Source organism: Thioclava sp. (assembly GCF_048263065.1).
Classification (GTDB): Bacteria; Pseudomonadota; Alphaproteobacteria; order Rhodobacterales; family Rhodobacteraceae; genus Thioclava.
Genome location: NZ_JBLXEM010000007.1, coordinates 92,933 through 116,549, shown reverse-complemented (window position 1 = coordinate 116,549; position 23,617 = coordinate 92,933). Strand labels below are relative to the sequence as shown.

Sequence of the window (23,617 nt, the reverse complement as noted above, 5' to 3'; positions counted from 1 at the left end):
CTGAATCGCATCGCCCTTGGCCGCGGCCTTGGACGATGCCTTTTTTCGCGGGTGGCTTTTTTAGCGGGTGGCTTTAGGCGTTTTCAGCCATCTTTTTCGTCCAGGCGAATTGCTGCATCGGCGCATCTACCGGCGTTCGCGCAAAGTGATTGGTGTAGTTCGACATCACCTTTTGCGCGACGCCAAGGATCACTTCTAGGATTTGGCGCTTAGTATAGCCCGCATCAAGAAAAGTCTGCGATTGCACATCTGTGACATAGCCACGCTGGCGAACCACCTGCAAGGTGAACGTCCGCAGCGCTTCGAGATGGACATTGGGCAGCGGCGTCTCATCGCGCAACGCATCAGAAATCGCGTCATCCACCTTCATCATTTTCGCGATGCCGGTGTGGGCGGGCACGCAATAATGGCAGGCATGCTCGACGTTGATGGTCTGCCAAATGACCGTCAACTCGTCTTTGTCAAAGCTGGTTTCCTGCGCGAACAAGCGGTGCAGTTCCTTGTAGCCTTCTAGCAAAGCCGGCGCTTCGGCCATGGTGGCATGCAGGCCGGGCAGCCGCCCGAAAGATTTTTTAGAATCTTCCAAAAGCGCGCGGCTCGCTTGCGGGGCACTGTCGAGTGTGTGGATCGGAAAGTCGGTCATGCTTATCTCCCAAGGGGCATTTTTGAGCGATCACTCAAATTCATTTCTCATCCCTAACTTTACTTGAGCGATCATTCAATATATATTTTGAGTGATCGCTCAAGTATCGACAAATCGGGATCGAATGAAATGGCAAGACAGGCCAGCTACGACAGGGACGCCGTGCTGAAACGCGCGCTCGAACTCTTTTGGGCCAAGGGGTATCACGCAACCTCGCTCAAGGATCTGGAGGTCGCGCTTGATATGCGCCCCGGCTCAATCTACGCGGCCTTCGGGTCAAAAGAGGCGCTCTATGGCGAGACGCTGCGTCTTTATGCGCAGATGTCCCAAGCTCAATTCGAGGACTTGCTGGCCAAGGCGCCAACCCGACTGGCAGGTCTGGCCGCGCATGTGCGCGCCTTAGGATGCGTCGCGCCGGGCAGCGTGCCTTCGCGCGCCTGCATGCTGGTCAAAACGCTGCTTGAGACGCCCGATAATGACCCGATCTTGCGCCAGTTGACCGAGGACATGATGCGCAAGGTCGAACTCGCGTTCGCCAACATTTATCGCGCCGCGCGCGACGCCGGAGAAATCCCCGAAACCGCCGACCCCGAGCGTCTGGCCAGCCGGTTACAGATCGAGATTTTCGGCCTGCGCGCGTATGCTCAGCGCACCGATTCGGGGGCGCGCGTTGCGGCGCTGGCCGATGATATTGCACGCGATATCGAAGCACTGGCCATATCTGCGCCCGAACCCGCAAACTAAAAGCGGCGCCGTTCTTTTACAAACGACGCCGCCGGATCAAGATCACACGCTTTATCTTAGTTGCTGGCGGTGCAGGGGACCGTTCCCGGATAGCCGCAATCCGGAGAATTGGCAGTCTCGCCCGAGGCCCCGACCTGCTCAGCCATTTGCACCGAAGCCTGATGCTGTTCTTGCTCGACCTTGTTGGGATCTTGGATCATCCCGGCCTTCCAAGCCTCTGCATCGGCGTTAATCGCAACCTGATTGTAGGCTGACACGACATACCCTGAATGCAATTGCACGACCGGGCCTTCCATCTCGAGGCTTTCTTCGCGGTTGCGCACCTTCACCTCAGTCCCTTTCGGGATCTTCGCGAACAGGTCGATGATGTCTTGGTTGAACAGCCGGATGCAGCCCGCCGAGGTCGCCCGCCCGATCGAGGACGGGTCCATCGTGCCGTGAATACGGTAATAGGTATCCCTGCCGTTCTTATACAGATAAAGCGCACGCGCCCCGAGCGGGTTATCCAGACCGCCGGGCAGCCCGTCTTTGAGCGGGCCATACAGATCAGGATCTTCCTTGATCATGTTCTGCGTCGGCGTCCAGCTGGGATATTGTTGTTTGCGATCAATCGTGGCGTCACCGGCAAAGCCCTTGCCCTCACGTCCGACAGCCACGCCGTAGCGTTCTGCCTCCCCCGGTGCCGTGATGTAATACAGAAACCGCGCATAAGGATCGACGACGATCGTGCCGACCGCCTCGGGGCCATGATAGGGGACCGTCTGGCGGCGGTTGCGCTCGACCAGATACTTTGGATTGACCGCCTTGATTTCGTTACCGTCATCTTCGCGTGCCTGATATTCCGACGGAACAGCTTTGCTGGACTGCGTGGGCTGGGCATATTGATGCGGATCGCTGGCACAGGCGGCCAGCGCTACCAAAGCGGCAGCCATCAAGGCGGGGCGGGTCACTCGTTTGAATAGCGTAGAACTCGTGATCACTTAACTTTTCCTGTCTGTCTACGGGGCATGCGCAAGCGCCCCTCGGCCGAAGGTCAACCCCCCAGATAGTGCAAAGTTCCTCTAGCTCACACTAACATGAATGTGAACAACATATATCGGCGGGAATCTGCCCCCTTGACTGTCCGGGGGCGGCAGCGGACCTTGCCGTTTATGCGCCGCTACCTGTTTCGCCGCCTGATAATATTACTGGCCAGCCTATGGGTGGCAAGCGGGGTGATTTTTCTCCTCGTCGAAGGCGTGCCCGGCGATCCGGCGAGTTTCATGCTGGGCGTCAATGCCGCGCCCGATACGTTGGCCGCCTTGCGCGCGCAGATGGGGCTCGATCAACCTTTCGTATGGCGCTATCTGCATTGGCTGGGCGGCATGCTTAGCGGCGACTTCGGCACCTCGTTTACCTATAAAGTTCCGGTGGCAGGCTTGATCGCGGCGCGGCTGGCAGTATCGCTGCCGTTGGCGGGGATTGCGCTGGCTCTGTCGGTGGCGTTGGCCTTGCCGATGGGGTTGCTCGCGGCGGCGCGGCGCGGAAAAGTCAGTGATGGTGCGGTGATGACGGGCACGCAGCTTGGCATTGCGGTGCCCAATTTCTGGTTTGCGATGCTGTTAGTGTTGCTGTTGGCCGTGCGCTGGCAATGGTTTCCGGCCGGGGGTTTTCCGGGCTGGTCCGATCCGCTGATGGCGCTGCGTGCGCTGACGCTACCCGCCATCGCGCTGGCGCTACCGCAGGCAGCGATCCTGACGCGGGTTCTGCGCTCGGCGCTGATTGAGACGTTGGGGCAGGATTACATCCGAACGGCCCGCGCCAAGGGGCTAAGTCGCGCGCGCGCCCTCACCCGGCACGCGTTGCGCAACGCGCTGATCCCGGTGCTGACGATTTTGGGACTGCAATTCTCGTTCCTACTGGCGGGCGCAATCATCATTGAAAACGTGTTCTATCTGCCCGGCCTTGGGCGGCTGATTTTTCAGGCGATCACCCAGCGCGATTTGATCGTGGTCGAATCGGTGGTGATGGTGCTGGTTTTTGCCGTGATCATGGTGAACTTTCTCACCGATCTGGCCTATGCGGCGGTCGATCCCCGCTTGCGGAGGCGCACATGAAGATGTCGCTAATGATCGGGGCCGTGCTGAGCCTAGGCGCGCTACTCGCCGCGCTGATCTCGCTGGTCTGGACGCCTTATGACGTCGGCGCGCTTGATATTGCGCATAAGCTGCAGGGGCCAAGTGCCGCGCATTGGCTGGGCACCGATCATTTCGGGCGCGATATTGCCTCGATGCTGATGGCGGGCGCGCGCACCTCGCTGGCGGTGGCACTGGTGGCCGTGAGCATCGGAATGGGGCTGGGCGTGCCGCTGGGGTTGTGGGCGGCGGCCCGGCGCGGATCGTGGCTGGATGAGGGGATTATGCGCGCCAATGACCTGATCTTCGCGTTTCCCGCGCTGGTGATTGCGATCCTGATCACCGCGACCTTCGGCCCCTCGGCCACCAATGCGATCATCGCTATCGGCATTTTTAATATCCCCGTTTTCGCACGGGTCACGCGGGCAGGCGCACTTAGCCTGTGGCAGCTTGACTACATCCGCGCGGCGCAAGTGGCGGGCAAAAACCGCGCGCGGATCTCGGGTGAGCATATCCTGCCTAATATCGCCAATCTGCTGATCGTTCAGGGCACGATCCAGTTCAGCCTTGGCATTCTGGCCGAGGCCGGGCTGTCCTATGTCGGGCTTGGCGCGCAGCCGCCCACGCCAAGTTGGGGGCGGATGCTGGCGGAATCGCAAACGATGGTCACGCTGGCGCCCCATGTCGCGATCATGCCGGGGCTGGCGATCGTGCTGACGGTATTGGGGCTGAACCTGCTGGGCGACGGGCTGCGCGATGCGCTGGACCCGCGCTTGCGGGGGCGGTTGGCATGACGCTGTTGACGCTTGATCACCTGAACGTCCAGATCGGCAAACTGGCGATTCTGCGCGATGTCAGCCTAACACTGGCGCGCGGCGAGATCCTTGGCCTTGTGGGCGAAAGCGGCTCGGGCAAGTCGATGACCGCCTTGGCCGTGATGGGCCTGCTCCCCGAGGTCACGCGGATTTCGGGCGATATCATGCTGGGCGGGGTGAACCTGCGCCACCGATCAGAGCGCGAGATGTGCCAACTGCGCGGCAATGACATTTCGATGATCTTTCAGGAACCGATGAGCGCGCTCAACCCGATGATGACCATCGGCGACCAAGTGGCCGAGACGCTGATGCTGCACCGCAAGATGCCGCGCAGCGAAGCCCGCAGTATCGCACGCGAGAAACTGGACCGAGTGGGGCTACGGGCACCACGTTTTCCGCTGTCGCTGTATCCCCATGAACTGTCAGGCGGGCAGCGTCAGAGGGTGGCGATTGCGATGGCGATTGCACTGCATCCCAAGCTGCTGATCGCAGATGAGCCAACCACCGCGCTGGATGTTACCACGCAAGCCGAGGTTCTGGATCTGCTGCGCGATCTCGCGCGCGAAGAAGGCATGGCGCTGATCCTGATCACCCATGATCTGGCGGTCGTGGCGGGAATGGCCGACCGGGTAGCGGTAATGCAAGCGGGGCAGATCGTGGAGACCGCGCCGACCGAGCCGCTGTTTCGCGCGCCGCGCGCCACTTATACCCGCACCCTGTTGGCCGCCTCGACCCATCACCCGCCGCCCGCGCGGCGCCCTAGCGCCAAGCCGCTGTTGCAGGTCGAAAACGCCACGCGCACATACAGCCTGCCCCGCCCCTCTGCCTTTGCGCCCCGGCCCGAATTGCGCGCGGTCGATGACGTGTCCTTCACCCTTCATGCCGGGGAATCGCTGGGGCTGGTGGGTGAAAGCGGCTGTGGCAAATCCACCCTCACCCGCGCGATCCTTGGCCTTGATGCGCTGCAAGGCGGCGCGATCCAGCTTGACGGCCACTCCATCAGCCCCGCGATGCCCAGCGCGCAGCGCGCCAATATGCAGATCGTGTTTCAAGACCCCTACGGCTCGTTCAACCCGCGCCAGAAGGTCGAGCGGCTGGTAGCAGAGCCGTTTCACCTGTCGGGGCGGCCCACCGATTGGCGCGACCGCGTGGCCGAGGCACTGCGCGAGGTAGGCCTTTCCCCGGACGACAAGTCGCGCTTCATCCATGAGTTTTCCGGTGGCCAGCGACAGCGTATCGCGATTGCGCGCGCGCTGATCATTCGCCCCAAGCTGATCGTTCTGGATGAAGCCGTGTCGGCGCTGGATGTGCAGGTGCGCGCGCAGGTGCTTGATCTGCTGAGCCATCTGCAAGCCACGCATGATCTGGCCTACCTGTTCATCTCGCATGACCTGTCGGTGGTGCGCGCGGTGACCTCGCGTTGTCTTGTGATGCAAGCGGGGAAAATCGTCGAGGAAGGGACGAGCGAGGCCCTCTTCACCACCCCGCAAAACCCCTATACACAAACTCTGATCGCTGCCACGCCGCGCATTCCGCAACATTGGAAGGAGCCTGCATGACCCTGCCCCTCTGGTTCGACCCGACCGAAATGCTGATCGGCGGGACATGGCAAACTACGCAGCACACCCTGCCCGTCGAAAACCCCTCTACCGGAGAGGAAATCGCGCAGATCGCACGCGGACAGGCCAGCGATATCGACGCAACCGTTGGGGCCGCCCACGCCGCGCTAGAGGGTGAATGGGGCCAGTTGAGCGCCGCCGAGCGTGGCCGCCTGTTGCTGGCAATGTCGCGCCGAGTCACCGAGCGCGCGGTAGAACTGGCAACGCTTGAGGCGATGGACGTAGGCAAGCCGCTTGCCCAAGCGCGCGCCGATGTCACGGCACTGGCGCGCTACCTCGAGTTTTATGGTGGGGCGGCCGATAAGGTGATGGGCCAGACGATCCCGTTCCAGCAAGGCTACACCGCTTACACCCTGCGCGAGCCCCATGGCGTGACCGCCCATATCGTGCCGTGGAACTACCCGATGCAGATTATCGGGCGCTCGGTCGGGGCGGCGCTGGCGATGGGCAACGCGGCGGTGCTCAAACCCGCCGAGGAAGCCTCGCTAACCGCATTGGCATTTGCACGCATCGCGCAAGAGGTCGGGATGCCGCCCGGTGCGATTAACATCGTGCCCGGCCTTGGCGAAGAGGCGGGCGCGGCGCTATCGGCCCATCCCGGCGTGAACCACATTTCCTTTACCGGATCGGTCGCCGTGGGGCAAAAAATCCAAGAGGCGGCGGCAGCCAATGTCGTGCCGGTGACGCTGGAACTTGGGGGCAAATCGCCGCAACTTGTGTTTGGGGATGCCGATCTGAACCGCGCCCTGCCGTTTCTCGTGAATGCCGGTATTCAGAACGCGGGCCAGACCTGTTCGGCCAGCTCACGTATTCTGGTGCAGCGTTCGATTTACGATGATGTGCTTGAACAGATGGCCGCGCGCTATCGCGATCTGGTGGCCGGGCCTGCAATGGCAGATCGCAATCTCGGTCCGCTGATCTCGGCGCGCCAGAAAGAGATTGTCGAGGGCTATCTGCGCCTTGCCGCCGATCTGCCGATTGCCGCGCAGGGTCAGATCGCCCCCGATGCGCCTGAGGGCGGCCATTACGTCGCGCCCACGCTGATCGGCGGCGGCTTTGGCGCGCATCGGCTCGCCCAAGAGGAAATCTTTGGCCCGGCGCAGATCGTGATCCCGTTCGAGGATGAGGACGAGGCCATCGCGATTGCCAATGGCACCGAATACGGCCTCGTCGCCTCGGTCTGGTCCGAGAATGGCGGGCGCACGATGCGGCTGGCGAAACGGCTGCGCGTGGGGCAGGTGTTTTTGAACAATTACGGCGCAGGTGGCGGGGTCGAACTGCCCTTTGGCGGGATCGGCAAATCGGGCCATGGCCGCGAAAAAGGGTTTGAGGCGCTTTACGGATTTTCCGCGCTCAAGACGGTGGCGGCGTGGCACGGATAGTGCTTTGATCGGGCATACGAAGTTGGGGGAGACGGGATGAGACTTGAGGGAAAGACCGCGATCATAACCGGCGCGGGATCGGGTTTTGGCGCGGGGATTGCACGGCGCTTCGCCGCAGAGGGCGCGCAGGTGATGGTGGCCGATCTCAACAAGGAAGCCGCGCAATCGGTAGCGGATGAGGTCGGTGGGATTGCCTGCGAGGTCGATGTCAGTCGCGACGCCTCGGTCAAGGCGATGGCGCAGGCCGCGCAGGAGGCCTGGGGGCGGATCGACATCCTGGTAAACAACGCTGGCATCACGCATCTGCCCAAGCCGATGGAAGATGTCAGCGAAGACGAGTTCGACCGCGTGCTCGCGGTGAATGCGAAATCGGTTTACTTATGCGCGCGCCATATCGTGCCGTTAATGAAGGCTGCAGGGACTGGCGCGATCCTGAATGTCGCCTCAACAGCCGGGGTCAGCCCGCGCCCCAATCTGAGCTGGTATAATGCCTCGAAGGGCTGGATGATCACCGCGACCCGCGCGATGGCGGTGGAGCTGGCTCCGATGGGCATCCGGGTGAACGCGATCAACCCGGTTGCCGGCGAGACGCCCCTGTTGAAAAGTTTCATGGGGCAGGATACGCCCGAGATCCGTGCGAAATTTCTGGCCACGATCCCGCTGGGGCGGTTCTCGACCCCTGAGGATATGGCCAATGCGGCCTTGTTTCTGTGCTCGGACGAGGCCAGCATGATCACCGGAGTCGCGATGGAAGTGGATGGCGGGCGCTGCATCTGACAATAGAGCCGGGGGCGCTGCCCCCGAAACCCCCGGAGTATTGAGAGCTAGATGAAAGCAGGGCCGAAAAATCTGATTACCGATGTCGAGGGATTGCTGGTGGGCAACGCCCAAGATGCGTCTTTGAGTTCGGGAGTGAGCGTGCTGACCGGCGCGCGCCCGTTCACGGCGGGGCTGCATGTGATGGGCGGTGCGCCGGGCACCCGCGAGAGCGATTTGCTCGCCCCTGATCGGCTGGTGCAGCAGGTTGACGCGCTGGTTCTCTCGGGCGGTTCGGCCTTTGGTTTGGCGGCGTGTGACGGCGTAATGGCCGGGCTGCGCGCACAGGGGCGCGGGTTCGCGGTGGGCGATCAGCACGTGCCGATTGTGCCCGGCGCGATCCTGTTTGATTTGCTCAACGGCGGGAACAAGGATTGGCAGGCGAACCCCTATCCGGGGCTGGGGCTGGAGGCGTTTCTGGCGGCAAGCGACAAGTTTGCGATCGGCACAGCGGGCGCTGGATTTGGCGCGATGACGGGCACGCTGAAAGGCGGGTTGGGCTCGGCCTCGGCAGTGCTGGAAAACGGGCTGACGGTTGGCGCGCTGGTGGCGGTAAACGCCTTGGGATCGGTGAACGTGGGCAAGAGCGCGCAGTTCTGGGCCGCGCCTTGGGAGATTGATGCAGAGTTTGGCGGGCTTGGTGCGGCGCGCGCGCACGACCCTCATTTTGAACCCGAACCCGCCAAGCGGGCGGGCGAAGCCACGACGATTGCGATTATCGCTACCGACGCGGCGCTGGATCAGGCGCAAGTGACGCGGATGGCAACGGCAGCGCATGACGGGATGGCACGCGCAATCCATCCCTCGCACAGCCTGCTTGATGGCGATCTGGTTTTTGGCGCTGCTACCGGGGCAAAAGAGCTTGCCGATCCGCTGCGCGACACGTTCCAACTTGGCCATGTCGCCGCTTGCGTGCTTGCCCGCGCGATTGCGCGCGCCATCTATGAAGCCCAGACGATGCCGGGTGATATCCAGCCCTGCTGGCACGACATTCACGAAACTTCGGCGCGGGGCGCGGATTAACCTTGCGACCGAGCACTGAAAATTGCGGAGGACACCATGCTTGACGACAAGACTGACCTGAAATCGATCCTCAAAGACCCCTCACTGCTGGTGAGTAAGGCCTTCGTGGCGGGCGAATGGGTCGATGCCGATGACGGCACGACCTTTGATGTCACCAACCCCGCGCGCGGCGATGTAATCTGCACCGTGCCCGATCTGGGGCGCGCTGAGACCGCGCGCGCCATTGAAGCTGCGCGGATCGCAATGAAGGCGTGGGCGGCGCGTACCGGCAAGGAGCGCGCGCAGGTGCTGCGCAAATGGTTCGATCTGATGATGGAGAACCAGGACGATCTGGGCGCGATCCTAACCGCCGAGATGGGCAAGCCGCTGGCCGAGGCCAAGGGCGAGGTGGCCTATGGCGCGGCCTTTATCGAATGGTTCGGCGAAGAGGCCAAGCGCGTTTATGGCGAAACCATTCCCGGCCACATGCCCGACAAGCGCATCACCGTTATCAAGCAGCCGATTGGTGTTGTCGGCTCGATCACGCCGTGGAATTTCCCCAACGCGATGATTGCGCGCAAGGCCGCGCCTGCGCTTGCGGTGGGCTGTGGTTTCGTGTGCCGTCCGGCCTCGGAAACTCCTCTATCGGCGCTGGCGATGGCGGTGCTGGGCGAGCGCGCGGGGCTGCCCAAAGGGATCTTGTCGGTCGTAACCTCAAGCAAAGCGTCCGATATCGGCAAGGAGTTCTGCGAGAACCCGACCGTGCGCAAGCTGACCTTCACCGGTTCGACCGAGGTGGGACGTATCCTGCTGCGCCAAGCTGCCGATCAGGTTATGAAATGCTCGATGGAGCTGGGCGGCAACGCGCCTTTCATCGTATTTGACGATGCCGATCTGGATGCGGCTGTGCAGGGCGCAATGGCGTCGAAATTCCGCAACAATGGCCAAACCTGCGTCTGCGCCAACCGGCTATATGTGCAGGCGGGTGTCTATGATTCCTTTGCGCAGAAGCTTGCTGATGCGGTCAATGCGCTGAAGGTAGGCGACGGGCTTGAGGATGGCACTGATGCCGGTCCGCTGATCAACGAAAAGGCGGTCGTAAAGGTGCAGGATCACATCAAGGATGTGGTCGATCACGGCGGCAAGGTTGTCACCGGCGGCGCGCGCCACTCCAAGGGCGGCACCTTCTTTGAACCGACGGTACTGACCGGGGTGACGCAGGATATGAAGGTCTCGACCGAGGAGACCTTTGGTCCCGTCGCACCGCTGTTCAAGTTCGAAACCGAGCAAGAGGCAATCGACAAGGCCAATGCGACGATCTTCGGTCTGGCGAGCTATTTCTACGCCCGCGATGTCGGACGCATCACGCGGGTTCAGGAAGGGCTGGAATACGGGATTGTCGGCGTGAATACCGGCATCATCTCGACCGAGGTCGCGCCCTTTGGCGGGGTCAAGCAATCGGGGCTTGGTCGCGAAGGCTCGCATCACGGGATCGAGGATTATCTCGAGATGAAATATATCTGCCTATCGGTTTGACGCTAGGAAATCAGGAGTTGTCCCCGCTCGTATCGGCTAGGTTCGGTGCGGGGGCAGCGCCACTCAGACTGGACGGCGGATCTCAGGCAGGGCGGCTTTAACCAGCGGATGCAGCGCTTGTTCAGGCGCGCCATCCAGAAACTGCGCGCGCATCGCAGGCGCCCAGTTGGCATTGATATGATCGGCCACGGCGCGCGCCTGATCGCCTGGCTGGCTTTCAAAGAAGGTTGCGATCTGATTGGCCATATGACCGAGTTTCTCTGGGCTCATATGATGGCCTCCTGCGGTTGGGTGAATATGGCAAGGTTGCGCCCGGCCCGTGCGATCAGGGTCAGGCCGGCGGCCTCGGCCTCGGTCACCGCGAGGGCCGTGGGGGCAGAGGGACCGGCGATCACCGGAATGCCGTAAATCGCGGCCTTCTGCACCAGATCGACCGACAGCCGCGAGGTCATCACTAGCGCGCCGCTTGCGCCTGCGATGCCAGCACGCGCGAGCGCGCCGATCAGCTTATCCAACGCATTGTGGCGGCCCACATCTTCGCGCAGCGCCACGATGCCACGCCCCGGCTGCCAAAACGCGCTGGCATGGGCGGCGCGGGTTTCGTCTTGCAGGGGTTGATGATGGCGCAGCGCATCAATCGCCGCCTCGGCCTGCTGCGGCGTGATTTGCCATGCCGCAGGGCGCAGGCGTGGCAGGCTGCGCCGGGCCTGTTCGAGCTGCTCGATCCCGCAGAGCCCACAGCCGACCGGGCCAATCGTGGCGCGCCGTCGCTGCGCAAACCGCGCACCGGCGGGCGCGGCAAGCCAGCTACGCAACTCAATCCCGGCCTCTTGATGGGCGATTTCATAGCGGGTGATCTCGGCGGGCGTTTCGATCAGCCCCTCACTCAGCGCAAAGCCCAAGGCGAAATCTTCAAGATCGCCCGGCGAGGCCATCATCACCGCCTGCGCGACCCCGTCATAAATCAGCGCGACCGGCACTTCCTGCGCCAGCTGCACGCGCCCGCCACCGGGCAAAGCCCAATCGCTTACGCTCATTGCGCGGGCTCGATCTGGCGCGTCAGCACGCTTTGCGCCTCGTAAAGTTCCTGCCAGCTTGAGGGTCCGTTGGACAGCGCCACCTGCACCGCCGTGACCTTGTATTCCGGGCAGTTCGTCGCCCAGTCGGAATTGTCTGTGGTCACCACATTGGCCTGCGTATCGGGGTGGTGGAAGGTGGTGTAGACCACGCCGGGCGAGACCCGATCCGTCAGTGTCACGCGCAAGGACGTCTCGCCCGCGCGCGAGGCTAGACGCACCCAGTCCCCATCCGAAATGCCGCGCGTTTCCGCGTCATGAGGGTGCATTTCCAGCAGATCCTCGCCATGCCACACCGAGTTTTCCGTGCGCCGGGTCTGCGCGCCCACGTTATATTGCGACAGGATGCGCCCGGTCGTCAGCAGCAGCGGGAAGCGCGGGCCGGTGCGTTCCTCCGTCGCGATATAGGCGGTGCGGATAAACCGCCCCTTGCCGCGCACGAACCCATCGATATGCATCACCGGCGAGCCCTCGGGATGGGCTTCGTTGCAGGGCCATTGAATCGAGCCTTGTGCATCAAGCAGGTCATAGGTGACGCCTGCAAAACTGGGTGTGGTGCGCGCGATCTCATCCATGATCTGCGAGGGATGCGTGTAGTCCCAATCCGCGCCCAGCGCATTGGCCAAAGCCTGCGTGACCTCCCAATCGGCCAGCCCTGCTTTGGGCGCCATCACGCGGCGCACCGGGTTGATCCGGCGCTCGGCATTGGTGAAGGTGCCGTCCTTTTCAAGGAAGGTCGAGCCGGGCAGGAACACATGCGCATAGCGCGCAGTCTCGTTGAGAAACAGGTCATGTACGATCACGCAATCCATCGCGGCAAGCCCGGCAGCGACATGGCGCGTGTCGGGGTCGGATTGCAAGATATCCTCGCCCTGAATATAGAGCGCTTTGAAATCGCCCGATACCGCCGCATCCAGCATATTGGGGATGCGCAGGCCCGGCTCGGGGTCGAGCATGGTGTTCCACTCGGCCTCAAACATCGCGCGCGCAGCGTCATCGGACACATGGCGATAGCCCGGCAGTTCATGCGGGAAGCTGCCCATGTCGCAACTGCCTTGCACGTTATTCTGGCCCCGCAACGGGTTCACGCCCACGCCGGGACGCCCGATATTGCCCGTCATCATCGCAAGGTTGGCAATCGCGATTACGGTGGTCGAGCCTTGGGAATGCTCTGTCACGCCCAGCCCGTAATAGATCGCCCCGTTCGGTGCGCTGGCATAGGTGCGCGCGGCTTTGCGCAGAGTTTCGGCGGGCACGCCGGTCAGCTCGGCCACGGCCTCGGGGGAATGGGCGGGATCGGCGGCGAATTCGGCATAATCGGCCCATTCATCCCAATCGCAACGGCTACGAATGAAGGCATCGTCGAACAGCCTCTCGGTCACGATCACATGCGCCAGCGCGGTCAGCACCGCGACGTTCGTGCCCGGACGCAGCGGCAGATGCAGCCCGTCGCCCATATGCGCGGATTCCAGCAGGTCAATCCGGCGCGGGTCGATCACGATTAGCGCGGCCCCCTGACGCATGCGCTTACGCAAGCGCGAGGCAAAAACCGGGTGGCCATCGGTCGGGTTCGCGCCAATCACTACGGCACAATCCACCTGCTCGACGCTATCAAAATCCTGCGTGCCTGCCGAGGTGCCAAACGTCTGCTTCAACCCGTAGCCGGTGGGCGAGTGACAGACCCGCGCGCAGGTATCGGTGTTGTTCGTGCCCATCACCGCGCGCGCAAGTTTCTGCACGAGGAAGGTTTCCTCATTGGTGCAGCGCGACGAGGTAATGACGCCGACCGAGTCCTTGCCATGTTCAGCTTGCGCGCGCTTGATACCCTTCGCGGAGAATTCTAGCGCCTCGTCCCAGCTTACCTCGCGCCACGGCTCGGTAACGGCATCACGGATCATCGGATTCAAGATACGGTCGCCGTGATTGGCATAGCCCCAGGCAAAGCGCCCCTTCACGCAAGAGTGGCCCCGGTTCGCCTTGCCCTCTTTCCACGGCACCATGCGTACCAGCTGATCGCCGCGCATCTGCGCCTCAAAACTACACCCCACACCGCAATAGGCGCAGGTCGTTACCACCGCGTGTTCGGGGATGCCGATGTTCTCGACGGTTTTCTCCTGCAAGGTGGCGGTCGGGCAGGCCTGCACGCAGGCACCGCAACTAACGCAATCGGAGTTCAGGAAATCATCCGTGCCCGTTGAAATACGCGCATCAAAGCCGCGCCCCTCAACGGTCAGCGCGAACGTGCCTTGCACCTCTTCGCAGGCGCGCACGCAGCGCATGCAGACAATGCATTTCGCCGGATCATAGGAAAAATACGGGTTCGAGACATCCTTGGCGATGTAGCGCGGGTTTTCGCCCTCGGCGGCGCGGGTCTCGAAATGGTTTTCGCCCGGTGCGTAGCGTACATCGCGTAACCCCACCGCGCCCGCCATATCCTGCAATTCACAATCGCCATTGGCCGCGCAGGTCAGGCAATCGAGCGGATGATCCGAGATATACAGTTCCATCACGCCACGGCGCAGACGGCCCAACTGCTCGGTCTGGGTCTTGACCACCATGCCTTCGCGCACCGGGGTCGTGCAGGACGCGGGCGTGCCGCGCATTCCCTCGATCTCGACCACGCAAAGCCGACACGAGCCGTAGGCGTCCAGCATGTCGGTGGCGCACAGCTTGGGCACGCTGATTCCGGCCTCGGCGGCGGCGCGCATCACGCTGGTGCCTTCGGGGACGGTGATATTCATGCCGTCGATGGTCAGGCAAACGGGCGCACCAGTTTTCGCGGGCGTGCCCTTGTCCTTGATCGGGATAATGAAGTCTTTCATTCCGCAGCCTCCCGCACCGGGGTGAATTCGTCAGGGAACAGCCGGATCGCCGAGCGCACCGGGTAAGGCGTAAATCCCCCCATTGCGCACAGCGATCCCTTTTCCATAATCTCGCACAAATCCTGCAATAAAGCGATTGCCTGCGGGTTGCCCGCCGCGATCTGGTCCAGCGTTTCCATGCCCCGCACCGCGCCGATCCGGCAGGGCGTGCATTTCCCGCAGCTTTCAATCGCGCAGAATTCCATCGCATAGCGCGCTAGTGCAAGCATGTCGGCGCTCTCGTCATGAACCACGAAACCGGCATGACCGACCAAGCCGCCCTGTTCGGCGAAGGCTTCGTAGCATACCGGCAGATCGAAATCCTCGGCCCCATGATAGGCCCCCAAAGGCCCGCCCACCTGCACCGCCTTAAAGGATCGCCCCGAGGCCGTGCCGCCACCGATATCATTGACCAACTCGCCCAAGGTCAGTCCGAACCCGGTTTCAAACAGCCCGCCATGGGCGACATTGCCTGCGATCTGGATCGGGATCGTGCCACGCGAACGCCCGAGGCCATATTCGGCATAAGCCGCCCCGCCATGCGCCATGATCCACGGCACAGCGGCCAGCGACAGCACGTTGTTCATCACCGTGGGCTTGCCAAAAGCCCCTTCCAGCGCGGGCAGAGGCGGCTTGGCGCGCACCATGCCACGCTTGCCCTCCAGCGAGTTCAGAAGCGACGTTTCCTCGCCGCAAATATAGGCCCCCGCGCCCACGCGCACTTCAAGATCAAAGCGCGGCCCCTGCCCCAGCAGCGCGCCGCCGATGACGTTGGCATCGCGCGCGGCAGCAATCGCGGATTGCATCACGCGGATCGCATCGGGGTATTCCGAGCGAATATAAAGATAGCCCTTGGTCGCACCCACCGCGAGCGCGGCAATCGCCATGCCTTCGATCAGGCAGAACGGGTCGCCCTCCATCAACATACGATCCGCAAACGAGCCGCTATCCCCCTCATCCGCATTGCAGACGATGTATTTCTGCGACGCGTCCGCGTCAGCAACGGTTTTCCATTTGATCCCCGTCGGGAAACCCGCGCCGCCACGCCCGCGCAGGCCGGAATTGGTGATTTCCACAATCGTAGCCTCTGCGCCAAGCTGCATTGCGCGTTTCAGCCCGTCCCAGCCCTCGGCTGCCTCGTAATCGGCGAGGGACAGCGGGTCGTTGCGCCCACACCGCGCGAAGGTCAGCCGCGACTGACGCGCGAAAAAGGGGATATCCTCTACCGGGCCAAGCGCATTCGGGTGCGCGCCCGGTTCAAACAAGGCTGGCACGTCCTCGGGGGTCATCGGACCAAAACCGTGCCGCACGCCGTCCACCTCAATCTCGACGAGCGGTTCCAGCCAGACCATCCCGCGCGTGCCGTTGCGAATGATCGTGACCTCGCGCCCGCGCAGCCCCGCAGCCGAGGCGATCGCGGCTGCAATCTCATCGGCACCATAGGCTTTGGCGGCTGCATCAGCGGGAACCCAGATTTTCATTGCGCGCCCTCCGTCACTAGCGCCTCAAGACGCGCCGCACTTGCGCGGCCGATCAACTGCCCATCGACCTGCGCGGCGGGGCCACAGGCGCACAGGCCCAAACAATAGACCGCCTCTAGCGTGATATCGCCCTTGGTCTGACCCATTTTCATTCCCAAAGCCGCCTCAAGCCGCGCGATCATGTCAGCTCCGCCCATCGCCTGACAGGCCTCGGCCCGGCACACCTTGATCACATGACGCCCAGCGGGTTGCGCGCGAAAATCATGATAGAATGAGACCACGCCCGCGACCTCGGCGCGACCAAGACGCAGCGCATCGGCGATGGGCTGATACACCACCTCGGGCACATGGCCGAATGCCGCTTGCACGTCATGTAAAATGGGCAGCAGCGCCCCTTCGCGCCCCCGATGGATCGCAAGGATTTCGGCCAGCCTGTCATTGGTATTCATAGCGTCCTCCCACGCCCATAGTGCGACTAGCTTGCCCCACCTGACAAGTCACGGATCTGACAATCGCGAACAGGCGCGGTCCGGATGCGTCATTTGCCGTGCCTGCGCTTGCGCGGGCGGGGGCGAGCCTCTACATCCCTAGACATGAAACTGATCCAGCGCCTCCCCTTCGTCAAGAAACCGCCCTTTGTTGCCGTGCTGCGGTTGCACGGGGCGATTGGAATGTCGCGCCCCGGATCGCCGGGTCTGTCTGATGCCGCAATGGCGCCGCTGATCGAACGCGCCTTTGCGCGGGGCAAGCCGGTGGCCGTGGCGCTGCTGATCAACTCGCCTGGCGGCTCTCCCGTGCAATCGGCGCTAATCGCAAGTCGTATTCGCCGACTGGCCGAGGAAAAAAACATTCCCGTTCATGCCTTTGTCGAGGATGTGGCCGCTTCGGGTGGCTATTGGCTGGCATGTGCGGCCGATCACATCTGGGCCGATCCGACCTCGGTTATCGGCTCTATCGGGGTGATCTCAGCTGGCTTCGGCCTTGATCAATTCATCGAAAAATACGGGATTGAGCGGCGCGTGCATACGGCGGGCGGATCGAAAAGCTTCATGGACCCGTTCCGCCCCGAAAAAGACGAAGATGTCGCGCGTCTGAAACGGCTTCTTGAGGATATGCATGTCAGCTTCGTCGAGCATGTGCGCGCGCGGCGCGGGGCCAAACTGGCGAGTGATCGCGACCTGTTTACCGGCGATATCTGGACCGGGCGGCAGGCGCTGGCCGAGCAAACCGGGCTGATCGACGGAATCGCCCATGCTGTGCCAAAGCTTAAAGAGTTATACGGTGACAAAGTGCGCACGCTGGCCTATGCGCCCAGACGCTCGATTTTCAGCCGCTTTGGCGCGCAGTTCGGTGCCGAGATCGGGATGGGCGCGTCCGGTGCGCTGATCGACACCGCAGAGGAGCGCGCGTTGTGGGCGCGTTACGGGCTGTAATCCCATGTTGATCAAGGGCATGACCCTGTTTCTCGTCGTGATGGCGGTGCTGGCAATGTTCGGCAAGCTGCGCATTCCAGGCAGCAAAACCGCACGAAAATTGTCAGGGCGCTGCCCCGATTGTGGCCGTCCCAAGATTGGCCGCGCACCTTGCCCGTGCAAAAAAGGGCGGCGTGGATGACTTGGGATTTGGGCTATATCGCGGTCGGGCTAGTCTTGCTGGTCGTCGCGGGCGATCTGCTGGTCAAAGGCGCGGTGGCCTTGGCGCTGCGCTTTGGCATTCCGGCGCTGATTGTCGGGCTGACAATCGTGGCCTTTGGTACCTCGGCCCCTGAGTTGATGGTGTCGGTCGCCGCAGTTCTGGACCACGCGCCAGCGCTGGCGCTAGGCAATGTTGTGGGCTCGAATATCGCTAATATCCTGCTGGTGTTGGGCTTGCCTGCGATCATCTCGGCCATTCGCACGGATGAGCAGGACATGCGCGAGAGCTTTGTTCTGATGATCGGGGCGACGGTTCTGTTCATTGTAGTGGCCTATCTTGGCCCGATCGGCTGGCCGCAGGCGCTGGTGCTGCTGGCGGGGCTGGGGGTCATCTTATTTCGCCAGATCCGCGAGGCATTGGCCCATCGCGCCAATCGCGTGCCCGATGATGAGATCGCCTCGGTCGATCCCCACACGCCGGGCTGGCAGATTGCTCTATTGTTGCTGGCCGGGCTTGTTGGACTGCCGATCGGGGCGGATCTGCTGGTGGACGGCGCTAGCAACATCGCCTCGGCGATGGGCGTTTCGGATGCAGTGATCGGACTGACGCTGGTGGCGCTGGGCACGTCCCTACCAGAACTGGCGACCTCGGTCACGGCGGCCATGAAGGGGCGATCCGATGTGGCGTTGGGCAATGTCGTTGGCTCCAACATATTCAATTTGCTGTGCATTATCGGTGTGGCGGGGATGTTCGGCAATATCCCGGTGCCCGCGCAGATGCTGCATTTCGACTTTTTGGTGATGCTGGGCGCATCGCTGTTGCTGATACCGTTCATCTTTCGCAAGCGCGCAATCGGGCGCTGGGTGGGCGTGGCATTCACGCTGATCTATCTAGTCTATATCGCAGCACTCTTGATTGGGGGGCGGGTATGAAGCGGGCTTTGATAACTGGCGGGGCCATGAGGCTGGGACGTGCGATGGCGCTGTATCTGGCGGGGCGCGGCGTTGACGTGGCGATCCATTATCACGGTTCGGACGCAGAAGCCGAGACTACGGCGGATGAAGCCCGCGCCAAGGGCGTGTGCGCCGAGATCCTGCAGGCAGATCTGCTGGATGAGTGTGCCACCGCCGATCTGGTAGAGCGCGCGGCGCGGGCGCTGGACGGACCGCTCGATCTGCTGATCAACAATGCCTCAATCTTTGAATATGACACACTGAAATCTGCGAGCCGAGAAAGCTGGGACCGTCATTTCGGCTCGAACCTACGCGCGCCCTTCGTGCTGATGCAGCATTTCGCAGCCCAAGTGCCGCAAGCCGAGACCATCCACGCAGAGCCGCGCGCGCGCGCAATGGTGCTCAACATGCTCGATCAGCGGGTGCGCAAGCTGACCCCCGAATTTATGACCTATACGCTGGCGAAGATGGGGCTGTGGACACTGACCCAGACCGGGGCGCAGGCGCTGGCGCCGCATATCCGCGTCAATGCAATTGGCCCCGGCCCGACCCTCCAAGGCGCACGCCAATCAACCGAGCATTTCATCAAACAGCGCGCCGCCACGATCCTCGAGAGGGGCGCAAACCCCGACGATATCTGCGCAGCTTTGGGCTATTTCATGGATGCACCCGCCGTCACCGGGCAGCTTCTCTGCGTCGACGGCGGGCAACATCTGGGCTGGAAAACTCCCGATGTTCTCGGCCCGGAATAGCGCCCCGCAAAGCGACGCAACGTCAAGTTGTGCACCGCCCCGAACTTCGACACGAATCTGTTACAAAAGTCTTAATTTTTTCAATACCTTGCGTGATGTTGAAAAAATTTCGGTTTGCTTACATGCGTTTAGCGTTGTGCCTATTTTTTGTGCAAATCAGTTTTCTGCCAAGAGTCCAAGGAAGAATCCGCGTTCCACGGAATTTGCCAACAGTGTTATCCACAGAAATGGTGGACATGTTTATCCTTGAACCCACATCCGTAAGGTTGCAGCCAAAGCAGAGAATCAAAGCCGCGATATGACCAAGACTGACGACGATCCCGAAAATGCCCAGGCCCCCGCCGCGACACGCCCCGCGCATGGGATGACGGGGCATGCGCTGATCGCGGATTATCTCAAGCGGCTCGACGGCTCGCCCGGCGTTTACCGGATGCTCAATGCCAAGGGCGAGATCCTCTATGTCGGCAAGGCGCGCAATCTGAAAGCGCGGGTGTCGAACTATGCGCGCCCCTCGGGGCACAGCGCGCGGATCGCCCGGATGATTCGCGAAACCGCCTCGATGATGTTTCTCACGACGCGCACCGAGACCGAGGCATTGCTGCTGGAACAAAACCTCATCAAGCAACTCAAGCCGCGCTACAACGTGCTGGCGCGCGATGACAAAAGCTTTCCCAATATCCTGATCGCGACCGATCACCCCTATCCGATGATCAAAAAGCATCGCGGCGCGCGCAAGGAGAAGGGCCACTACTTTGGCCCCTTCGCGAGTGCTGGCGCGGTCAATCGCACGCTCAACCATCTGGAGCGGGTGTTTTTGCTGCGTAACTGTTCGGATTCGATGTTTGAAAGCCGCACCCGGCCTTGTCTGCAATATCAGATCAAGCGCTGTTCCGGCCCCTGCGTGGGCAAGATTTCCGAGGCCGATTACGGGGCCTTGGTCGATGACGCCAAGCGGTTCCTCGAAGGGAAATCGACGACGATCCAGCGCGAGCTGGCCGACCAAATGCAGGCCGCCTCTGAGGCGATGGAGTTCGAGCGCGCCGCCGCCCTGCGTGACCGGATCAAGGCGCTGACCAACGTGCAACAAAGCCAAGGGATCAACCCGCGCACCGTGCCCGAGGCCGATGTGATCGCGCTCCATTCGGAGGGCGGGCAGGCCTGCGTGCAGGTGTTCTTCATCCGCGCCAATCAAAGCTGGGGCAATCACGATTTCTACCCGCGCACCGGGTCGGGCGCGGAAGCGCCGGAAATCCTGCAGGCCTTTATCGCGCAGTTTTACACCCACCGCCCGCCGCCGCGCCTGTTGTTGCTGTCCCATCCCGTCGAGGACGAAGAGTTGCTGGCCGATTTCCTGTCCGAACGCGCCGAGCGCCGTGTCGAAATTGCCGTGCCGCAGCGGGGCGAAAAGGCCGAGCTGGTGGAAAACGCCGCGCGCAATGCCCGCGAAAGTCTGGGCCGGAAGATGTCGGAGAGTGCCGCGCAGGCAAAACTGCTGGCCGGTGTGGCCGAGGCGTTCGGGTTGCCCGCCCCGCCTGCGCGCATCGAGGTTTACGACAACTCGCATATTCAGGGCGCGCATGCGGTGGGCGGGATGATCGTGGCGGGGCCTGACGGTTTCATCAAAAGCCAGTATCGCAAGTTCAACATCAAGGGCACCGATCTGACGCCGGGTGATGATTTCGGCATGATGAAAGAGGTTCTGACCCGCCGTTTTGCGCGACTTCTGAAAGAAGACCCCGAGCGCAAATCCGATGCTTGGCCCGATCTGCTACTGATTGATGGCGGCGCGGGGCAGGTCTCGGCGGTGCATGAGATCATGGTGGAGATGGGCGTGACCGATATCGCGATGGTGGGCATTGCCAAGGGCATTGACCGCGATCACGGCAAGGAAGAATTCCACCGCATCGGCCAGCGTCCCTTTGCGCTGCCGCGTCAAAGCCCGGTTTTGTATTACATTCAACGTCTGCGCGACGAGGCCCACCGCTGGGCGATTGGCACGCATCGCGCGAAACGCGCCAAGGCAACGATGGCCAATCCGCTGGATGAAATCCCCGGCATTGGGGCCACGCGAAAACGCGCGCTGTTGCAGCATTTCGGTTCGGCCAAGGCGGTCAGTCGCGCGGCGCCGATTGACCTGATGGAGGTTGAGGGGATATCGGAGGCGATGGCCGAGACGATCCATAACTTCTTCAATGAAAAGGGCTGAGGCAATGGCCGATCACAGTCCGCGCGCCCTGACCCGCATCGCTGATCTGGAAGATGTGGGGCTGACCACGCCGCATGCGCGCGATGATCTGCAAGCGGTGGCTGATGCGTTTCGCATTCGCCTGACGCCGGAAATGCACCACGCCATCGCGACGCCCAGCGATCCGGTGGCGGCGCAATTCGTACCGAGCGCTGCGGAACTGGTGACGCGCCCCGAGGAGCTAGCAGACCCGATTGGCGATAACGCGCATTCCCCCGTGGCGGGGCTGACGCATCGCTATCCCGACCGAGTAATTTTGCACATCACCAAGACCTGCGATGTCTATTGCCGCTTTTGTTTTCGTCGAGAAACGGTAGGCGAAACCGGACCCTTGCCACAAGACCAACTTGACGCGGCGCTGGATTATATTGCGGCAACTCCGGCGGTGCGCGAGGTGATCTTAACGGGGGGCGATCCGCTGACGCTGTCGCTGCGGCGGCTATCAGAGGCGCTGAAACGGCTTGGCGAGATTGCGCATGTCGACCAGATCCGGCTGCACACCCGCGTGCCAGTTGTCGCGCCCGAGCGCATCACGCCCGATCTGTGCCAAGCTCTGCGCGCCGCACGTCCCGCCGTATGGATCGTGCTGCATACCAACCACGCGCAAGAACTGGCACCCAATGCGCGCGCCGCGATTGCGCGATTGGTGGATCACGGCATTCCGATGCTGTCGCAATCGGTGCTGCTTGCGGGGGTGAACGACACTATTGATAGCCTTGAGGGTTTGATGCGCGCGCTGACAGCCCTACGCGTAAAACCCTATTACCTGCATCACTGTGATCTGGCGCGGGGCACCTCGCATTTTCGCACCACGATTGCCACGGGCCGCGCGTTGATGGCCAAGTTGCGCCAGCGGTGTTCAGGCATGATGATCCCGACATATGTTCTCGACATTCCCGGAGGGTTTGGCAAAGTGGCGATCAATGCTGATCATGTCACACCCGACCCGATGCCCGGCCACTGGCGTATCACCGACCGTCTGGGCAATATTCATGATTACATAGACCCCGTGCCTGAGACGCGGTGACGCGCCCTCTTTCTCTTTTCTCACCGCCCCGCTAGGTTGCCAGACATGAAATGGAACATCCCCAACATTCTGACTGTGCTCAGACTTCTGGCGGCCCCCGGTGTGGCCGTCATGTTCCTGTATTTCCAGCGCCCTTGGGCGGATTGGTTTGCGCTGGCACTATTCGTTGGGGCTGCGGTCACCGATTGGTTTGATGGCTACCTTGCGCGGCTGTGGAAACAGGAAAGCAAGTTTGGCGCGATGCTCGACCCGATCGCCGATAAGGTAATGGTGGTGATCGCGCTGGTCGTTTTGACAGGTTATTCGGGGATGAATCCGTGGTTGATCTTGCCCGCGACGGTGATTTTGTTTCGCGAGGTATTCGTGTCGGGGCTGCGCGAGTTTCTGGGTGCAGATTCGGGGCGTTTGCGAGTGACCAAGCTGGCCAAGTGGAAAACCACCGCGCAGATGGTGGCGATTGCAGTGCTGTTTCTGGGCACCGGGCTGGCCTATCTGGAACAGGGGCGCGCACCGCGCGCGGGTGAGGGCGACATTCCGATGGGCGCAAGTGTGGCCGATATCGCAACCCATGTGGGGCTGGTGCTGATCTGGATTGCGGCGATTTTGACGGCAATCACGGGTTGGGATTATTTCCGCAAGGCACTGCCCTATCTCAAGGATTCGGGCGATGATTGATGTTTTGTATTTCGCTTGGGTGCGTGAACGCATTGGCCTGCCGCGTGAGCAGATTGAGACGCAAGCGGCCACGGTGAACGATCTGGTCGCAGAGCTGCGCACGCGCGAGCCGCGCTACGAGGCTGCGTTCGCCGATCTGAGCGCGCTGCGGGTGGCGCTTGATCAAGAGCTGGCCGCTTTTGACAGCCCGCTTTCGGGCGTGCGCGAGGTTGCGTTTTTCCCGCCGATGACGGGGGGCTGA

General features: G+C 62.1%; 22 protein-coding genes. 15 read left to right on the top strand and 7 right to left on the bottom strand.

Features of this window, described 5'->3' with window-relative positions; all coding sequences use genetic code 11:
* Positions 1 to 73 precede the first annotated feature (73 nt).
* The gene (locus tag ACN0SD_RS11915) at positions 74 to 643 is read right to left on the bottom strand and encodes a carboxymuconolactone decarboxylase family protein (RefSeq protein WP_417808465.1); all 570 of its coding nucleotides are present in this window, start codon (positions 641 to 643) and stop codon (positions 74 to 76) included.
* Positions 644 to 772: 129 nt separating this feature from the next.
* Here ACN0SD_RS11915 and ACN0SD_RS11910 point away from each other — a divergent pair, with 129 nt between their 5' ends.
* Positions 773 to 1,387 (top strand): TetR/AcrR family transcriptional regulator, encoded by a 615-nt coding sequence (locus tag ACN0SD_RS11910; protein WP_417808464.1) that lies wholly within the window; start codon positions 773 to 775, stop codon positions 1,385 to 1,387.
* Positions 1,388 to 1,443: 56 nt separating this feature from the next.
* On the opposite strand, the gene ACN0SD_RS11905 is transcribed toward ACN0SD_RS11910, so the two are convergent.
* Positions 1,444 to 2,367, bottom strand: a complete 924-nt coding sequence (locus tag ACN0SD_RS11905; protein ID WP_417808463.1) for a L,D-transpeptidase — start codon at positions 2,365 to 2,367, stop codon at positions 1,444 to 1,446.
* Between the two features lie 171 nt (positions 2,368 to 2,538).
* Between ACN0SD_RS11905 and ACN0SD_RS11900 the strand changes: the two genes are divergently transcribed.
* Genes ACN0SD_RS11900 through ACN0SD_RS11870 form a run of 7 tightly spaced genes read left to right on the top strand, consistent with a single transcriptional unit; the run spans position 2,539 to position 10,671 of the window.
* Positions 2,539 to 3,483, top strand: a complete 945-nt coding sequence (locus tag ACN0SD_RS11900) for an ABC transporter permease (RefSeq protein WP_417808462.1) — start codon at positions 2,539 to 2,541, stop codon at positions 3,481 to 3,483.
* Positions 3,480 to 4,295 (top strand): ABC transporter permease, encoded by an 816-nt coding sequence (locus tag ACN0SD_RS11895; RefSeq protein ID WP_417808461.1) that lies wholly within the window; start codon positions 3,480 to 3,482, stop codon positions 4,293 to 4,295. Before ACN0SD_RS11900 ends, ACN0SD_RS11895 begins: the two co-directional genes overlap by 4 nt.
* Positions 4,292 to 5,875, top strand: a complete 1,584-nt coding sequence (locus ACN0SD_RS11890; RefSeq protein WP_417808460.1) for an ABC transporter ATP-binding protein — start codon at positions 4,292 to 4,294, stop codon at positions 5,873 to 5,875. Before ACN0SD_RS11895 ends, ACN0SD_RS11890 begins: the two co-directional genes overlap by 4 nt.
* Entirely contained in the window at positions 5,872 to 7,317 is a 1,446-nt protein-coding gene (locus ACN0SD_RS11885; protein ID WP_417808459.1) for an aldehyde dehydrogenase family protein, read from the top strand. Before ACN0SD_RS11890 ends, ACN0SD_RS11885 begins: the two co-directional genes overlap by 4 nt.
* 36 nt (positions 7,318 to 7,353) lie before the next feature.
* Positions 7,354 to 8,094, top strand: a complete 741-nt coding sequence (locus ACN0SD_RS11880) for an SDR family oxidoreductase (RefSeq protein WP_417808458.1) — start codon at positions 7,354 to 7,356, stop codon at positions 8,092 to 8,094.
* A gap of 51 nt (positions 8,095 to 8,145) precedes the next feature.
* On the top strand, positions 8,146 to 9,156 hold the full coding sequence (locus tag ACN0SD_RS11875) for a P1 family peptidase (protein ID WP_417808457.1): 1,011 nt from the start codon (positions 8,146 to 8,148) through the stop codon (positions 9,154 to 9,156).
* Positions 9,157 to 9,192: 36 nt separating this feature from the next.
* Positions 9,193 to 10,671: an NAD-dependent succinate-semialdehyde dehydrogenase gene (locus ACN0SD_RS11870; protein ID WP_417808456.1), complete on the top strand. Its 1,479-nt coding sequence runs from the start codon at positions 9,193 to 9,195 to the stop codon at positions 10,669 to 10,671.
* 63 nt (positions 10,672 to 10,734) lie between these two features.
* On the opposite strand, the gene ACN0SD_RS11865 is transcribed toward ACN0SD_RS11870, so the two are convergent.
* From ACN0SD_RS11865 to ACN0SD_RS11845, 5 genes are read right to left on the bottom strand one after another with little or no spacing between them, the layout of a single operon-like run.
* The gene (locus ACN0SD_RS11865; RefSeq protein ID WP_417808455.1) at positions 10,735 to 10,941 is read right to left on the bottom strand and encodes a formate dehydrogenase subunit delta; all 207 of its coding nucleotides are present in this window, start codon (positions 10,939 to 10,941) and stop codon (positions 10,735 to 10,737) included.
* Positions 10,938 to 11,708: a formate dehydrogenase accessory sulfurtransferase FdhD gene (gene fdhD / locus ACN0SD_RS11860; RefSeq protein ID WP_417808454.1), complete on the bottom strand. Its 771-nt coding sequence runs from the start codon at positions 11,706 to 11,708 to the stop codon at positions 10,938 to 10,940. The genes ACN0SD_RS11865 and fdhD overlap by 4 nt, the downstream gene beginning before the upstream one ends.
* A complete protein-coding gene (fdhF, locus tag ACN0SD_RS11855) occupies positions 11,705 to 14,569 on the bottom strand; it encodes a formate dehydrogenase subunit alpha (RefSeq protein WP_417808453.1) in 2,865 nt (954 codons plus the stop codon). The genes fdhD and fdhF overlap by 4 nt, the downstream gene beginning before the upstream one ends.
* Positions 14,566 to 16,089 carry an NADH-ubiquinone oxidoreductase-F iron-sulfur binding region domain-containing protein gene (locus tag ACN0SD_RS11850; RefSeq protein WP_417808452.1) on the bottom strand — a complete coding sequence of 508 codons (1,524 nt, stop codon included), beginning with the start codon at positions 16,087 to 16,089 and terminating at the stop codon, positions 14,566 to 14,568. Before ACN0SD_RS11850 ends, fdhF begins: the two co-directional genes overlap by 4 nt.
* A complete protein-coding gene (locus tag ACN0SD_RS11845) occupies positions 16,086 to 16,538 on the bottom strand; it encodes a formate dehydrogenase subunit gamma (RefSeq protein ID WP_417808451.1) in 453 nt (150 codons plus the stop codon). The genes ACN0SD_RS11850 and ACN0SD_RS11845 overlap by 4 nt, the downstream gene beginning before the upstream one ends.
* A 144-nt stretch (positions 16,539 to 16,682) precedes the next feature.
* Between ACN0SD_RS11845 and ACN0SD_RS11840 the strand changes: the two genes are divergently transcribed.
* The 7 genes from ACN0SD_RS11840 (at position 16,683) to moaD (ending at position 23,617) form a co-directional block, all read left to right on the top strand.
* Positions 16,683 to 17,522 carry a S49 family peptidase gene (locus ACN0SD_RS11840; protein WP_417808450.1) on the top strand — a complete coding sequence of 280 codons (840 nt, stop codon included), beginning with the start codon at positions 16,683 to 16,685 and terminating at the stop codon, positions 17,520 to 17,522.
* A 177-nt stretch (positions 17,523 to 17,699) separates the two neighbouring features.
* The gene (locus tag ACN0SD_RS11835) at positions 17,700 to 18,656 is read left to right on the top strand and encodes a calcium/sodium antiporter (protein WP_417808449.1); all 957 of its coding nucleotides are present in this window, start codon (positions 17,700 to 17,702) and stop codon (positions 18,654 to 18,656) included.
* A complete protein-coding gene (locus ACN0SD_RS11830) occupies positions 18,653 to 19,429 on the top strand; it encodes an SDR family oxidoreductase (RefSeq protein WP_417808448.1) in 777 nt (258 codons plus the stop codon). The genes ACN0SD_RS11835 and ACN0SD_RS11830 overlap by 4 nt, the downstream gene beginning before the upstream one ends.
* A gap of 364 nt (positions 19,430 to 19,793) precedes the next feature.
* Positions 19,794 to 21,635, top strand: a complete 1,842-nt coding sequence (gene uvrC / locus ACN0SD_RS11825; RefSeq protein WP_417808536.1) for an excinuclease ABC subunit UvrC — start codon at positions 19,794 to 19,796, stop codon at positions 21,633 to 21,635.
* A gap of 4 nt (positions 21,636 to 21,639) precedes the next feature.
* A complete protein-coding gene (locus ACN0SD_RS11820; protein ID WP_417808447.1) occupies positions 21,640 to 22,701 on the top strand; it encodes a lysine-2,3-aminomutase-like protein in 1,062 nt (353 codons plus the stop codon).
* A 45-nt stretch (positions 22,702 to 22,746) separates the two neighbouring features.
* Positions 22,747 to 23,376, top strand: coding sequence for a CDP-diacylglycerol--glycerol-3-phosphate 3-phosphatidyltransferase (pgsA, locus tag ACN0SD_RS11815; protein WP_417808446.1), 630 nt, complete (start codon positions 22,747 to 22,749; stop codon positions 23,374 to 23,376).
* On the top strand, positions 23,369 to 23,617 hold the full coding sequence (gene moaD, locus ACN0SD_RS11810) for a molybdopterin converting factor subunit 1 (RefSeq protein ID WP_417808445.1): 249 nt from the start codon (positions 23,369 to 23,371) through the stop codon (positions 23,615 to 23,617). Before pgsA ends, moaD begins: the two co-directional genes overlap by 8 nt.

Bases quoted from the DNA above. Each gene is read 5' to 3' on its own strand.
- fdhF (WP_417808453.1), bottom strand. From the start codon at position 14,569: ATGAAAGACTTCATTATCCCGATCAAGGACAAGGGCACGCCCGCGAAA.
- ACN0SD_RS11875 (WP_417808457.1), top strand. From the start codon at position 8,146: ATGAAAGCAGGGCCGAAAAATCTGATTACCGATGTCGAGGGATTGCTG.
- ACN0SD_RS11910 (WP_417808464.1), top strand. From the start codon at position 773: ATGGCAAGACAGGCCAGCTACGACAGGGACGCCGTGCTGAAACGCGCG.
- ACN0SD_RS11835 (WP_417808449.1), top strand. From the start codon at position 17,700: ATGACTTGGGATTTGGGCTATATCGCGGTCGGGCTAGTCTTGCTGGTC.
- ACN0SD_RS11840 (WP_417808450.1), top strand. From the start codon at position 16,683: ATGAAACTGATCCAGCGCCTCCCCTTCGTCAAGAAACCGCCCTTTGTT.
- ACN0SD_RS11885 (WP_417808459.1), top strand. From the start codon at position 5,872: ATGACCCTGCCCCTCTGGTTCGACCCGACCGAAATGCTGATCGGCGGG.
- ACN0SD_RS11820 (WP_417808447.1), top strand. From the start codon at position 21,640: ATGGCCGATCACAGTCCGCGCGCCCTGACCCGCATCGCTGATCTGGAA.
- ACN0SD_RS11915 (WP_417808465.1), bottom strand. From the start codon at position 643: ATGACCGACTTTCCGATCCACACACTCGACAGTGCCCCGCAAGCGAGC.
- ACN0SD_RS11850 (WP_417808452.1), bottom strand. From the start codon at position 16,089: ATGAAAATCTGGGTTCCCGCTGATGCAGCCGCCAAAGCCTATGGTGCC.
- uvrC (WP_417808536.1), top strand. From the start codon at position 19,794: ATGACGGGGCATGCGCTGATCGCGGATTATCTCAAGCGGCTCGACGGC.
- ACN0SD_RS11845 (WP_417808451.1), bottom strand. From the start codon at position 16,538: ATGAATACCAATGACAGGCTGGCCGAAATCCTTGCGATCCATCGGGGG.
- ACN0SD_RS11880 (WP_417808458.1), top strand. From the start codon at position 7,354: ATGAGACTTGAGGGAAAGACCGCGATCATAACCGGCGCGGGATCGGGT.
- ACN0SD_RS11900 (WP_417808462.1), top strand. From the start codon at position 2,539: ATGCGCCGCTACCTGTTTCGCCGCCTGATAATATTACTGGCCAGCCTA.
- moaD (WP_417808445.1), top strand. From the start codon at position 23,369: ATGATTGATGTTTTGTATTTCGCTTGGGTGCGTGAACGCATTGGCCTG.
- ACN0SD_RS11895 (WP_417808461.1), top strand. From the start codon at position 3,480: ATGAAGATGTCGCTAATGATCGGGGCCGTGCTGAGCCTAGGCGCGCTA.
- pgsA (WP_417808446.1), top strand. From the start codon at position 22,747: ATGAAATGGAACATCCCCAACATTCTGACTGTGCTCAGACTTCTGGCG.
- ACN0SD_RS11870 (WP_417808456.1), top strand. From the start codon at position 9,193: ATGCTTGACGACAAGACTGACCTGAAATCGATCCTCAAAGACCCCTCA.
- ACN0SD_RS11865 (WP_417808455.1), bottom strand. From the start codon at position 10,941: ATGAGCCCAGAGAAACTCGGTCATATGGCCAATCAGATCGCAACCTTC.
- fdhD (WP_417808454.1), bottom strand. From the start codon at position 11,708: ATGAGCGTAAGCGATTGGGCTTTGCCCGGTGGCGGGCGCGTGCAGCTG.
- ACN0SD_RS11830 (WP_417808448.1), top strand. From the start codon at position 18,653: ATGAAGCGGGCTTTGATAACTGGCGGGGCCATGAGGCTGGGACGTGCG.
- ACN0SD_RS11890 (WP_417808460.1), top strand. From the start codon at position 4,292: ATGACGCTGTTGACGCTTGATCACCTGAACGTCCAGATCGGCAAACTG.